Genomic DNA, 13,543 nt, shown 5'->3' with positions numbered 1-13,543 from the left:
AGCCCACGCGGCGAAGGAAGTACGACTGAATCAGTCAGCATCATAGAACTAGTATTAAATCAAGCTGCAGACGAAGGTCTGATGCTTTAACCATCAAGCGGCAGACGAAGGTCTGATGCTTTAACCATGTAAAATTTGCACCAACCCCTAACCCTATGAGCAAACAACTACGATTGGGCGTGGCATGTTTCGCCCTTATTCTCAACACCACCATATCACAAGCGCAGCAATACCCGGGCTATGTGTTATATAGCGTACAACGGTCCACCACGACCTACCTGATGGACACCACAAGCGCAACCTATCATTCATGGAGCCATTCTACAGCAGATAAAACGGGATATTCCAGTTACCTGATGCCCGGTGGGATCTTATGGCGCTCGATCAGCCACACTGGTAACTCACTTAACGGCGGCGGTATGACCGGACGGGTGCAAAAGGTAGATTGGGACGGAACCGTGTTGTGGGATTACACGCACTCGTCTTCGACTTATTGTCTGCACCATGATATTTGTCCGCTGCCCAATGGCAACGTACTTCTTATTTCCTATGATGTAAAGTCATCTTCAGAAGTTTCAACTGCCGGTTCTAACTACAGTGGAACCGTATGGAGCGAGAAGGTCATGGAAGTGAAACCCACCGGAGCCACCACCGGCACCGTGGTATGGGAATGGAAACTATGGGATCACCTGGTCCAGGATGTGGATCCGAACAAAGCCAATTATCAGAGTTCAATCGTGAATCATCCTGAATTAATGGATGTGAACCATTCGGTGAACAAAGATTGGTTCCACATGAATGGCATTGATTACAATCCCATGCTGGATCAGATCGCGCTGAGTTCGCATAACCTGGATATGTGGTTTATCATTGACCACAGCACCACCACGGCGGAAGCGGCTTCCCATAGTGGCGGTAACTCCGGAAAAGGCGGTGACTTCCTTTACCGCTACGGAAACCCAGGATCATATGATGCATCCGGCTCCACTGTATTGAATGTGACCCATGATGCGCACTGGATCCCTGAGTTCGTGCCCAATGCCGGCAGGCTTGTCGGTTTCAATAACAGGGGCGTTTCTTCCAACCAATCCGCCATCGACCAGATTGATATTCCGTTGAACGGATACAACTATGATATCACCCTCGGGTCGGCATACAGTCCATCTAACTACACGGAAAGACATGCCTGCAACGGGTACAGCAGCAATATGGGCAATTCCGTCCAGCTACCGAACGGCAACATGTTGGTATGTATGTCCACTTCCGGACTGATGTACGAAACAGATCCTTCCGGAACAACCATCTGGTCTAAAACAGCCAGTGGTACCGTACCTCAGGCTCAACGTTATTCGGAGTGCTATGTTACCAGCGATGCTGCGGTCATTCCGGAGATCAGCATGAACGGAGCCTCCCTGACCACCGCTTCAGCAACCGCATATCAATGGTACCTGAACGGACAGCCTATCTCGGGTGCTACCAACCAGACTTATACGCCCGTGGAAAACGGCATTTATGTTGTGCGGGTCCTGGACGCCAAAGGTTGCGTTTATACCTATTCTACCGGATTTAATTATCTGTTCACTGGTGTGGACCAACCCCTGGAACAGGTTGACTTCACGTTCTATCCTAACCCGACCACCGGCCTTGTGCATATCAAAGACACCCGGTTAAGCGGCAAGCGCTTTGACTTGTATGTGATGGATGCGACCGGCAGAAAGGTGCTGCAGAACAAGAACCTCTATCAGGTAGATCTCTCCGAATATGAGAATGGTGTCTATACCATCTTCATTCAGCCGGAAGGTGCACAACCTGTTTACGAAAGAATCGTACTAACCAGATAATTATTTTCCTCCGGTAGCGGGTGTCAGTCCCCGTTACCTTGAAAAACACGTGATCATGAAAAGATACGGTATCGTTTTATGCCTGTTGTTGGGAGTGACAGGTTCCTCGTTTGGGAAGAAAGTAAAGTTTGCAGTGGATATGAGTAATGAGGTGGTGATGACTACCGGTGTTCATATATCCGGTGATTTTCAGGTAGCGGCGGGCTATGCCAGCGACTGGTGTGCGGAGTGCACCCCGCTTCTGCAGGAAGGTAGTAGCAACATTTATAGCGTCGTGGTGGATATCCCCGCTTTTGCGAAGTATGAGTATAAATTCCTGAACGGTGACCAGTTCTATGAAGCCGAGTTTGTGCCCGAGCCTTCCAGGGTGGGTTATGACTTCAATGACAACCGGTGGCTCTATGTGGATTCCATCGCTGACGACACCACGTTCGTAGGAAACATCATATTCGCTGCAAATGCCCCGTCAGGTAAGTTGTTGATGCGATTGCTTGTGGATATGCAAAAGGAAACCGTGGACGCAAAAGGTGTTCACCTGGCCGGCAGCTTCCAGTCGTGGAATACGCAAGACGACATTCTGTATCATTTCGATGCTGCCCCGGCGGATATTCATGAACGGATTGTTTATGTGGATCCAGGTGCATATGAATACAAGTACTATAATGGCGACATCACTTCCTCCGCGGAAACTGTTCCCGGAACCTGTGCTACCAATACGAACCGTGCCATCACCATGTCCGTGGATTCAGTATTACCAGCAGTTTGCTTTTCAGGCTGCAGTGATTGCAGCACCGCCGGCATCCGGGAATTGCGGAATGCCCATTCATTGAAGATATACCCGAACCCTGCCCGTGAATCATTCACGATATCCTTTAGAAATATGACGGGTGATAAGACCATTGCGATCACAGATATCTCCGGAAAAGTTGTACGGAGGTATGCGGCGGTGAGCGGAGAACATTTTCAGGTGAACAGGGAAGAGATGTCATCAGGTACTTATATCATTCATGTGTTGTACAACGACAGGTCATTCTCCAGTGAAAAATTAATTATCGAATAAATGAAATATGAGAGCGATATCGAGTCTGGCGTTGGTTTTTTGTTCTTTATCCCTATGCGCGCAGACCGGCTTCTATGACTTGAATACCATCCAGAAGATTGAGGTCTTCTTTTCCCAGGCAGACTGGGATTATCAGATGGATACCGCCAAATATGGCAATGAAAGCTATATCATGGCCGACTCGATCCGTATCAATGGGGTGCTTCTGGATAGTGTAGGTGTGAAATACAAAGGGAACAGTTCCTACGATTCCACCTATGTCAAGAATCCACTTCATATCGAACTGGATACTTACAAGAATCAATCCTACCAGGGCGTCAAGGATATCAAACTGAGTAATGGTTACAGGGATCCCTCGATGATCAGGGAAGTGTTGTCATATGCAGTATTGGAGAATTACATGGACTGCCCGAGGGCGAATTTTGCGACGTTGTACATCAACGGTCAATACATCGGTTTGTATTCCAATGATGAAAGCATCAACAAGCAATTCCTGTCGGCACATTTCTATTCCTCCTCCAATACTTTTATCAAGGGCAACCCCATTGTGAATCCCACGCCTGCGACAAAGGCCAGTCTGCGTTACCTGTCTGCCGACAGCTCGCAGTACCTCAATTATTACGAGATGAAATCCGACTTCGGGTGGAACGATTTGGTGGAATTGTGTGATACGGTCACCAATTATCCCGGATCCATGGATGTGGTGATGGACGTGGACCGGGCGTTGTGGATGCTGGCATTTAACAATGTACTGGTGAACCTGGATAGCTATACCGGCGCTTTTTGTCAGAATTTTTATTTGTACAAGGACGGCACCCAAAGGTATAACCCTATCGTATGGGATCTGAACATGTCCTTCGGAGGTTTTGCGTTTGCAGGTAGTGGCAACAGCAGTCTGGGTACCCTTTCCCCAACCAATATGCAGCAGCTTCCACTCACTTTGCATGCTTCGGATAGCTACTGGCCACTGATCAAGAACTTGCTCTCAAACCCGATGTACAAGCGTATGTACATCGCACATGCCAAAACGATTACGGAAGAATTCTTTGCGAACAGCGCATACGAAACGTTAGCAACGCAAATGCAGACAACCATTGATGGTGCGGTTAAATCGGATTCTCAGAAATTTTATTCATATGTGGAGTTCCAGAACGGAATGACCGGTGACGTGGCGAACGGTAGTCTCACGATACCGGGCATCACCAACCTCATGAGTGGCAGGGTCAGCTATCTTCAATCGACCACGGAGTTTACCACCACCGCTCCGGTTATTTCTTCCATACAGGAAAGCAATTCCACCCCTGACCTGAACAGCCAGGTGGTGATCACGGCCAACGTGACAAATGGCACAACAGTTTATCTGGGCTACCGCCATGGCCTTACCGATAAGTTCACCCGCATTGCGATGTACGATGATGGGGCGCATGATGACGGTGCATCCGGCGACGGCGTTTTCGGTGCGGCATTCACGATGTTGTCCCTGCAAGCGCAATACTATGTTTATGCCGAAAACAATGATGCGGGTATCTTCTCGCCCCAGCGGGCGGAACATGAGTTTTATGAGCTGACGGCGAACATTGCGGTTACCGGTGCCGGTCAGATCATGATCAATGAATACCTGGCCTCCAATCAAAGCGACGCGAAAGATGAGTCCGGTGAGCGGGAAGACTGGATCGAATTATACAATACCACTTCCTCGTCACTGGATCTGTACGGACTGTATCTCAGCGACGACAAAGAAAACCCGAAGAAGTTCGCCTTTCCGCAGGGTACCGTTATTCCGCCTAATGATTACCTCATCATCTGGGCGGATGAGGACGTATCCATTCCCAACTACCTTCATGCCAATTTCAAACTATCAAATGATGGAGAACAATTGATCCTGACATCCATCAAAGGAACCATCATTGACAGTCTGTCTTTCGGACCGCAGCTGGATGATGTGTCCGAAGGCCGCTGCCCTAACGGAACCGGTCCTGTGGTGAGCTTGCCGTACACCAGTTTAGGGTTGTCAAACTGTAAGAACTCTTCTGTGGATGAACAGGCAGCTCTGCATTTTCAGTACTATCCGAATCCGGCCAATCAATTTATTTTCGTATCTTTTATAGAGGCTACGGAAGCCCATACGATCCGTATTTATAACCACCTGGGTGCCCTGATGGTAGAAAGACCTATGTCAGGGTCCGGGGAGCAGGTAGATATCAGTTCTTTATCAGAAGGCATCTACTTTGTTCGGGTGGACCAATCACGGGCAATGAAACTGGTGGTGATTAAATAAGAATCGCCTGACATCAACCTCTGAATAGCAATGCACTACAATCCATGAAGAAAAAACACATACAGATATACGCGCTGTTGATTCTTCTTTTCGCACTGACCGGCTCATGCAAAAAGGAGGCAGGTGAAGGTGGGAATGCCAGCATCAAAGGGAAGATATGGGTGAAGGACTACAATCCGAATTTCACGGTACTCAATGGTGAATATCCCGGTGCCGATGAGGATGTTTACATTATCTACGGTGATGACATCAGTTATGGTGACAGACTCCGGGCTTCTCCAGATGGCTCATTTGAGTTCAAGTACCTGAGGAAGGGAAAGTATACGGTTTATGTTTACTCAAAAGACAGCACGCTGACTTCTCCGTCATTAACCACCTCCGTTCAGGTAGAAGCCAGTGTTTCGAAAAACAAGGAAACGGTGGATGTGGGAACCATTGAAATATTCGAATAACATGTACAAGCTACACACATATATCTGCATGGCGGTTTTGTTTGGTTCGGTCGGTCATCTTTCCGCGCAAAAGAAAAAGGACGTCAGGAAGCTCCAGATCAAATCCGTGACGGTCTCTGAGATTGATGCCAGGACAGGCGAAGTGCACAAGGACGGATATAAAAAGTTCGACAGCAACGGCAATGTTGTGGAGAAAGAAAAATATAGAAAAGACGGCACCCTTAAATCCAAAGAGTCTCACAAATACAATAAGAATGATGATGAGATTGAAGAGGTGATCTATGATGAATCAGGTGCGGTGAAAGAAAGGAAAACGACGGAATACAAGGGAAAAGACCCGGTACTTGAAACGCGCTATGATGAGGAGGGTAAGGTCATTGAAAAGATCAGTTTTGCCTACAATGCCCTGGGGGAAAAAATACAGGAGATCACCTATGATGGTCATGGAAAGGTGATCAGGAAAAGTGTATTCACCTACGATAAGAACGGGATGGTCATCGAAAAGAAAACCTACAATGCCGATGGTGAATTGAGACAGACAAAGAAATATGCTTACGAGTATTGAGGTGAGCATAACACAACCGATGCTTTGAACCGGCTGCCGGACATATTGAATTCATTCGAAGCCATTTCACTGGAAGAAATGGACAGGGTTAAACTGATGAACAGGGTCGACACCAAGTTTGTGTTCCCTCTGTATCAATTGGAAGATATATTGCAATCACTTAGCCCTGACTATAAGGTGTTGGAGGTAAACAACAATCGCATCAGCAGGTATGAGTCGCTGTATTTCGATACCAAGGGATTTGATCTTTACCACCATCACCACCGGGGAAAAATGAACAGGTTCAAGGTGCGTTTCCGAAAATACGTGGAATCGGAGTTGGACTTTTTTGAGGTCAAGTTCAAGAACAACAAGGGCCGTACGATCAAGGATCGTGTAAGGCAGGCGCCTTCCGGTGATCAGATCAGGGACGATGCCGAACATCTGTTGCAGGAAAAAACCAGGATGGATGCCGATCAACTTGAAGCAAAGCTATGGGTGAACTACTCCAGGATCACGCTGGTAAACAAGCATTCCACGGAACGGGTCACCATAGATCTGGATTTGCGGTTTAAGAACGAGCATCAGACAAGTGAGTTACAAAACCTGGTGATTGCAGAGGTGAAGCAGGACAAGCTTTCCATCTTTACACCTTTCATGCAGTCCATGAGAGAACATAAGATCAGGAGGGGATCGATCAGCAAATATTGTTTCGGGGTTGTTGCACTTTTCAATGACATCAAACACAACAATTTCAAGGTGAGAATTTCACGATTAATCAAGCTTGCCCATGGTACTACTTGATATAATGAATGAAGCGAATGCAAAGAGCGCATTCACGCTATTCAATAAATTGTCCGGCAAATTCTTCATGCGGCTGGTCATTGATTTTGCGTCGGTATTTGTTCTGGTCAGGTTTATCTATTATCCCATTTACCGCAACAGGGAATATTTTTTTACCTTTTTTATTTTCAACCTGATCATCTTCCTGATCACTTTTTTGCTCAATAAAGTAGAGATGAGCATGGGAGCCGCCTTCGGTCTGTTCGCGGTATTTTCCATGCTACGTTATCGTACCGAAGGCATATCCATGAAGGACATGACCTACCTTTTTCTGGTCATCGCCATCGGTCTGATCACCGCGGTCACCAAAGGAAGTGCGGATGAGTTTATCCTTTTGAATGCCATTATTATCGGTGTCACCTATCTTCTGGAGAGCAACCTCCTGATCAAAAAGGAAGCATCGAAGGTGATACAGTATGAGAACATTGACATGATCAAACCCGAACGCCGGGAAGAGTTGATGGCTGATCTTGAAAAGCGGACCGGCCTCAAGATCAATCGCATTACCCTGCACAAAGTGGATTTTCTCAAAGACACGGCGATCATTCGTATCTATTATTATGAGGATTAGGTTACTTGCGATATCCGTAACCGCTTTGTTTATCGTTGGTTCTACGGTATGCACGGCACAGGTGAAGGACGCAGGATTGTGGCTGGGTGTCAACGTTAAAAAGAACCTCACGCAAAAATTCTCCGTTGAATTCGGTCAGGCATTGCGTTGGAATGAGAACGTGACTGAGCTGGGATCGACATTCTCAGAAATCGGGGGGGCATACAAGATCAGGCCACGTCTTCATATCTCAGCTTTTTATCGCTTCGGGCAGGACCGGCAACTGGATAACCGGTATAGTTTGTGTCACAGGTACTATGCAGATCTTTCGTATAAAATAAAACTCAAGCCGATCAGTCTGACCTTTCGCGAACGTTATCAGGCGACTTACCGGGATATCAACCGTAGAGAAAAAGGAGAGGTGGCCAGGGATTACCTGCGCACCAGACTTGCATTGAAATACGACCTGGAAAAAAAATACACACCCTATCTGGAGGCTGAGGCTTTTTACCGGGTTGATGACTGGATCACGAAGATCCGCTTCAGGGGAGGCATGGAATACGACTTCAATAAATGGAGCAGCATTGAACTGTTCTATATGATCAATAAGGAAATACAGGTTGTCAATCCCTGGACCTCGTTTATCACTGGAGTTAGTTACACGTATTCCTTTTGATATTCATTACACAGAAATCCACGCATCAGACAGCAGCATGTTAAAGATCCATGTGGTCCATAATGCCGAGAAGAAAATGTGTGTTGCCAGCAGGCCAAGGTAAAGTTTCCTTTGTGCAAATCGCCTGGCGGTGATCATCAATAAAACACTACCCGCCAGAAGGAAAAATCCAAGATCAGAGAATGTCCAGTAGGTGGAGTAGGGCACCAGGGACAAAAAGAGAATTCCCAGTAATAGCAGAATTGAAAAAACCGGCGGGGTTAACTTTGTCGGGATCTGTTCAAGTTGCTTTTCGCCGTGCAGAAGAAAAACATAGAAAAAAGGGGTACAGCAAATATAGCGGTAGATGCTGTGCATGTTCCCGCCGTTGAACAGGATGGCGAACAAACACATGACGCCAAGATATACGGCTGAAAATTGAAACACATACTGCTTTCTTTCCTCATGGGGTGCGGTAAAAAGTTCCCTGACCGGTAGATCATTGCCTTTGTTTTTAAGCTTCAGCAAAAGTTGGTACATGACAAATAGAACCGCAGGCATGATAAAGAAGATCACCGCCATCGTCATTCCGAATGATTCATGTGACCAGTCACGGATGTCATGTGGAACAGCCAGTTTTGTGCCCCAGCCCTTCTGAACATCCATGAATGTGAAGATAGACCCACTGCCCACCATATGCTGGTAGATGCCCACCAGCAATGTTCCAAGTGCAAATGGAAGTGCTTTCTTCAGATATTCCCTAAGCAGAATAGTAAGTGGTAATTTATGATTCCGGATCAGGTCCAGCACGAAAAGTGCTCCGATGATCAGCGTACCGGAAGGCCGGGTGGCAGCGGCCAGTAATGCACCGGTAAAGTACATCCGGTATTTTCCCTTCATCATCCCGATCAATGCTACGGCAAGTGTAACGGCAAAAACCGCTTCCGTGTAAGGCATAAGAAAGGAAGCGATGGTAGGGAGGGTGAGGGCGATAAGAAACAGAATCCGGTTGTGCGCACTGCTCATTCTGTTCCAGGAATGACTCTGGAAAAGTAAAAAGAGGGAGGTCACAAAGAGGACATAATTAAGCAAAGGTACCCAAGTGATAGGCAGCAACGACAGTTTCCATACCAGCGGGAACAGCGGAAAGAATGCAAAGATGTAGTCACCGACGGTGGTGTTGACATCATAATCGGCTTCCCGGATCAGCATATAGTACCACACATCCCAGTGGTTCAGGGATTCTTCTGTTAATTCGGTGTATGGTCCTGTACCGTTACCAATCTACCCGTCTATATTCTGGTAGGGCTTGGCAACTTTGCCGAGTGTGCTTTTGAAAATGTGTTCATTCCCGAGAACAGTAAAAAGGGCAATCAACAACGCCAGAAATCCTCCGGCGGAAAGGCAATAAAATCTCAGGTCATTCATGGTAATTCAAATCGCAAAATCATCTCATTTATTATATCATGAACTATGAAAGATGAAATCAATTTTATCTTTCATAGTTCATGAACAATACCCATGAGATCATTGGCCGCGAAAGTGGCGATTTTTTATGAATGAACAACGGGAGGTGGTCCGAAATAACTTATGACTGTCATCAGCTCGTTGACTTCCTATGTAAACATGTCCTTCCTGAGACTGTGTTGTCAGGAGTAAAAGATATCAGAGGTTAGACGTACAATATTTTTCCTTGTACACCATCATCAGAAGAGGTAAATAACTTTATTGATAGATCCCTCGCTACGCTTCTATATTTCTTCATATCCGACCCAACAACTTTGTCATCCTGAAGCGTAGCGAGGGATCTATAAAGCGACATGACAGCCAGCTGATCAAGGTCAATTTCCTTTGGAAATTAACGTGGTCATCCTGTCATTCATCATTGAATAATAATTCGCTGTCTCCCTAACAGGCCATCTTCGGACATCACTTCAATGAAATACATGCCCGTGGGGAGACTGCCCCGTTCGATGGTGAGGTTTGTGTCCGAGAGACCTTCCTGCCTCCTTACCAATTCTCCCGCTAAACTGTAAATCCTGTAAGAACTGCAGGCGACAGAAGACCGGATCGTGGTGGCCTTGTCAAACGGGTTCGGAAATACATTCAGTGACACCTCTGCAGCATGAAGGTCTGTCAAGGATGTAGGGATGTCGCATGGCAGGGTGCCATCCGGATAAATGGTGCTGTCTTGTTCTACATAGCAGTTCAGCATCCAGGTGGTCTCAAAAGGAGGAACAAGTTCTGTTAGCAGTCCGTATGTACTGCCGATGCCTTCGATGACGGCCACATACTTGCTGGCCGCACCCTGGCTTAACCAGTATCGTTTGCGGTATCCGAGGTTTGTCAGCACGGAATCAATTTCTGCAACGACATTGTCCGAGCCGGGAATGAAGGTATCTCCCACCATCACATTGAAATCGTAAATAAGCGTTTCGGTGTTTTGCCCTGGATTTACAGCAAAGACCTGCTTCATATTGATGTCCTGGCGAATGGCAGCCTGGTAGATATTCTCATAGTAAACGTATGCTGGTGTGTTGGTACATCCTTGTGGGCATGTGGCAGGACCGGAGACATAATCCTTATCGCTTCCGGTGCGGTAGATCTTCTTGTAGATGGTTGACCCGATGGTTGTATCGCCGTCGATAAAAAGTTTATAATTTTCTTCGTGGACACAGGTACCACTGCAACAGCAATTAAAGCCGTGTCCATTGCCGGTCCATTCCACCCAGGTGGTGTTGTCTGCTTCAGAGAAGGGTTGGTATTGTTGTCCGTAAGTGATTCCGCACAGCGCTACCCCGATGATCAGTAGTCCTTTTTTCATAATCCGATTTTATTTTTAGCGTCATTGTAAGTGTGGAATCTCCAATTTAATAAAATAAATTCAGGATGACATTAAGCAAATAAGAAGAGTTCAACCCAAATTATGCAGTAGGAGGTGAAGAATGAGCCGAACTATCTTCATTAGTTGGGTTAAAGTTGAAGATCCGCTGAAACCGATTATCTTGGTTACAGTAATAAAAATATGAACCCGTAAAACGTATAGGTTATGACTTGGAATGATGACGATCAAGACATACAATACCAGGTGGTGATCAACCACGAAGAGCAATACAGCATCTGGCCGGCAGACCGGGAACTTCCCCTGGGATGGAATGCCGCGGGGAAACAAGGGACCAAACAGGAATGCCTGGACTACATCGAAGAGGTGTGGACGGATATGAGGCCCTTGTCGCTCCGCAAGAAAATGGAGGAGGATGCGAAGAAACACATTTCAGGGTAGGTGGGAATGTAATGGGTTTCAGATATGGCTTTCATATGACCTGGCAACTTTCTGCCTTTGTGGTTATCATGGTACTGGTGTCTGCATGCAGGCATCAGCCCCCTGTTGTTGTCATACAGCCATATACCGGCATAGATCAGACCACATGTGACACGGTGCAAAAAGTCATTGAGGAAGTATATCAATTTAACGTATCTGTACTACCAACCAGGGACCTGCCGGAGAAAGCCTTTACCAATGTGAAATCCCCGCGGTATCGCGCAAGTATTCTTTTAAAGGATTTAAAGGAACACTTGCCGGCATCGGCTGATCATATCCTGGGGCTTACCACAAAGGATATTTCGATTACCAAATTGGATGCATCTGGAAACGTAAAAAAGCCGGAATATAAATACGAGGATTGGGGCGTTTTTGGCCTGGGAAGCAGACCGGGGCCGAGTTGTGTGGTGTCACTTTTCCGGCTGAAGTCGGATGATCAGGGTAAATTTTATGAGCGTTTGAAAAAGATCAGCATCCACGAGATAGGCCATAACCTGGGACTGAAGCATTGTACCTCTCCCGGATGTGTGATGCAGGATGCCGCAGAAACGATCAGGACCATTGATGCGGTGAACCTGGAGCTATGCCCTGAATGCCGGAGGCAAATAGATGGCTGATCACTCCTTGAAATCTACTTCAATTTGGCAAAAGGATTATACTGAACCCGAATACAAATACACACGCCCCTGTCAGCTCGCAGGGGCGTGTGCAATTAATGACTTTAGAAAGATTTATTTCTTTGGACGCCTTGCAAATTCCCGGTACAAAAACCAGGTGAGTACTCCCAGCAGGTTGGTTTCGGGAATATGGAGGTAAGGTAGGTGGGGAAGTATCAAGTCAATTAATCATCCATCCCTTTCCCGTCCATGATCTGCGGCAGGTATTTTTCGATCCTGGCTTCGCGGGTCTTGGATTGCTTGGCGGAGGAAAAGTACAGCAGATAGGCCCTTTGTCTTCCGGGTGTCAATGCCTTGAAAGCAGTTTTCAGCTTTGGGTTTTCATCCAGTTTGTTTTGAAATTCTTCGGGGATATTGAATTCCTTTGTCTTCTTGAACGCCACCTTCAGTCCGGATTTCTCTACCTCCACAGCTTCGTGGATGTATGCTTTTAAAACAGGTGACAGCTTCCTTATCTGTTGGAGATCGGTAAATCTAATCTGGCGGGCCGACTGCACATTTTCCGTTTGCTGGATCAGGATGCCTGCAGGGTCTTTCAATAAAACCCCTTTATGAAATAGCAGTGCGCAGTAGTCCTTAAAACCATGGATCAAAACGACATTTGTTTTCTGATAGGTGTAACATGGGACACCCCATTTCAGTTCTTCGGTCAGCCCACAGTCGAGGATGATGGCTCTTAGCTGATTGTATTCCTCCTGCCACTTGCTGTCTTTATTAAAAAAGAAATCGACCTTGGGGTTCATGTGTTTTTGTTATATAAATTGGAAGAACCAAGATAACAAAGTCGGGAAGAACGCCTCTAATTGATGTAGAGCGCCAATGCCAGATCCAGTACTTCGTTAATGACTGATAGCGGCAGATCCTCATTCGGGTTGACCCTTAGAATCTTCATTCGGGAACGGTTGCCTGCTTCCAGGGAGGGATGGTCTATTTTGTTTCCTTCCACGATCAGGATATATGGCTCATCCGTTTTTTTATCTACCCATAGATAGCAGAACATTTTCTTCCCGATGCAGAAACAGGGCATTCCGTACTTTGTCGTTTCAGTGATCCGGTGATCCAGTTTAAGTATCAGCCCCCTCAACGCCAGCAAACAACTTCGGTTGGGCTCTCCCTGATGAAGGTAAAAGTGGTTTAGGTTGCTTGTCATGGAACAACTTGACGTATGGATCCTGCATAGAGGTGTACCGCAAATATACCGGGTAAACTTTATCCCGGGCCATTTTCTCATGTATAAAAGGTTAATCCCAACTTATGCAGTAGGAGGTGAGGAACGAGCCGAACTATCTGTATTTAGTTGGGGTTATCCCGATTTAGAAAA

General features: G+C 46.5%; 15 protein-coding genes. 10 read left to right on the top strand and 5 right to left on the bottom strand.

Annotated features, from left to right (window positions below; all coding sequences use genetic code 11):
- Window positions 1-155 precede the first annotated feature (155 nt).
- Genes KDD36_12535 through KDD36_12500 form a run of 8 tightly spaced genes read left to right on the top strand, consistent with a single transcriptional unit; the run spans window position 156 to window position 8,244 of the window.
- A complete protein-coding gene (locus KDD36_12535) occupies window positions 156-1,841 on the top strand; it encodes an aryl-sulfate sulfotransferase (GenBank protein ID MCB0397478.1) in 1,686 nt (561 codons plus the stop codon).
- A gap of 55 nt (window positions 1,842-1,896) precedes the next feature.
- Window positions 1,897-2,901: a T9SS type A sorting domain-containing protein gene (locus KDD36_12530; GenBank protein MCB0397477.1), complete on the top strand. Its 1,005-nt coding sequence runs from the start codon at window positions 1,897-1,899 to the stop codon at window positions 2,899-2,901.
- A gap of 7 nt (window positions 2,902-2,908) precedes the next feature.
- The gene (locus KDD36_12525; GenBank protein ID MCB0397476.1) at window positions 2,909-5,179 is read left to right on the top strand and encodes a CotH kinase family protein; all 2,271 of its coding nucleotides are present in this window, start codon (window positions 2,909-2,911) and stop codon (window positions 5,177-5,179) included.
- A gap of 44 nt (window positions 5,180-5,223) precedes the next feature.
- Window positions 5,224-5,631, top strand: a complete 408-nt coding sequence (locus tag KDD36_12520; GenBank protein ID MCB0397475.1) for a hypothetical protein — start codon at window positions 5,224-5,226, stop codon at window positions 5,629-5,631.
- Between the two features lies 1 nt (window position 5,632).
- On the top strand, window positions 5,633-6,196 hold the full coding sequence (locus KDD36_12515) for a hypothetical protein (GenBank protein ID MCB0397474.1): 564 nt from the start codon (window positions 5,633-5,635) through the stop codon (window positions 6,194-6,196).
- A gap of 24 nt (window positions 6,197-6,220) precedes the next feature.
- Window positions 6,221-6,979, top strand: a complete 759-nt coding sequence (locus KDD36_12510) for a polyphosphate polymerase domain-containing protein (GenBank protein MCB0397473.1) — start codon at window positions 6,221-6,223, stop codon at window positions 6,977-6,979.
- A 4-nt stretch (window positions 6,980-6,983) separates the two neighbouring features.
- Entirely contained in the window at window positions 6,984-7,589 is a 606-nt protein-coding gene (locus KDD36_12505) for a DUF4956 domain-containing protein (GenBank protein ID MCB0397472.1), read from the top strand.
- Window positions 7,579-8,244: a DUF2490 domain-containing protein gene (locus KDD36_12500; protein ID MCB0397471.1), complete on the top strand. Its 666-nt coding sequence runs from the start codon at window positions 7,579-7,581 to the stop codon at window positions 8,242-8,244. The genes KDD36_12505 and KDD36_12500 overlap by 11 nt, the downstream gene beginning before the upstream one ends.
- A gap of 6 nt (window positions 8,245-8,250) precedes the next feature.
- Here KDD36_12500 and KDD36_12495 read toward each other — a convergent pair whose 3' ends face one another.
- From KDD36_12495 to KDD36_12485, 3 genes are all read right to left on the bottom strand, one after another.
- Complete coding sequence (locus tag KDD36_12495; protein MCB0397470.1) at window positions 8,251-9,447, bottom strand: hypothetical protein; 1,197 nt, start codon at window positions 9,445-9,447, stop codon at window positions 8,251-8,253.
- A 60-nt stretch (window positions 9,448-9,507) separates the two neighbouring features.
- Window positions 9,508-9,651, bottom strand: coding sequence for a hypothetical protein (locus tag KDD36_12490; protein MCB0397469.1), 144 nt, complete (start codon window positions 9,649-9,651; stop codon window positions 9,508-9,510).
- A gap of 454 nt (window positions 9,652-10,105) precedes the next feature.
- Complete coding sequence (locus KDD36_12485; GenBank protein MCB0397468.1) at window positions 10,106-11,047, bottom strand: T9SS type A sorting domain-containing protein; 942 nt, start codon at window positions 11,045-11,047, stop codon at window positions 10,106-10,108.
- Window positions 11,048-11,272: 225 nt separating this feature from the next.
- Between KDD36_12485 and KDD36_12480 the strand changes: the two genes are divergently transcribed.
- Window positions 11,273-11,506: an MbtH family NRPS accessory protein gene (locus KDD36_12480; protein ID MCB0397467.1), complete on the top strand. Its 234-nt coding sequence runs from the start codon at window positions 11,273-11,275 to the stop codon at window positions 11,504-11,506.
- 35 nt (window positions 11,507-11,541) lie between these two features.
- Window positions 11,542-12,162 carry a matrixin family metalloprotease gene (locus KDD36_12475; GenBank protein ID MCB0397466.1) on the top strand — a complete coding sequence of 207 codons (621 nt, stop codon included), beginning with the start codon at window positions 11,542-11,544 and terminating at the stop codon, window positions 12,160-12,162.
- A 224-nt stretch (window positions 12,163-12,386) separates the two neighbouring features.
- On the opposite strand, the gene KDD36_12470 is transcribed toward KDD36_12475, so the two are convergent.
- Together KDD36_12470 and KDD36_12465 are read right to left on the bottom strand one after the other, a co-directional pair.
- The gene (locus KDD36_12470) at window positions 12,387-12,965 is read right to left on the bottom strand and encodes a YdeI family protein (GenBank protein MCB0397465.1); all 579 of its coding nucleotides are present in this window, start codon (window positions 12,963-12,965) and stop codon (window positions 12,387-12,389) included.
- Window positions 12,966-13,021: 56 nt separating this feature from the next.
- Window positions 13,022-13,372 carry a DUF1801 domain-containing protein gene (locus KDD36_12465; protein MCB0397464.1) on the bottom strand — a complete coding sequence of 117 codons (351 nt, stop codon included), beginning with the start codon at window positions 13,370-13,372 and terminating at the stop codon, window positions 13,022-13,024.
- Window positions 13,373-13,543: the final 171 nt, after the last annotated feature.

Source organism: Flavobacteriales bacterium, from assembly GCA_020435415.1.
In the GTDB taxonomy this organism is placed as follows: domain Bacteria; phylum Bacteroidota; class Bacteroidia; order JACJYZ01; family JACJYZ01; genus JACJYZ01.
Note: the sequence above shows the minus strand (reverse complement) of the source record. Positions and strands in the feature narration are given on the sequence as shown.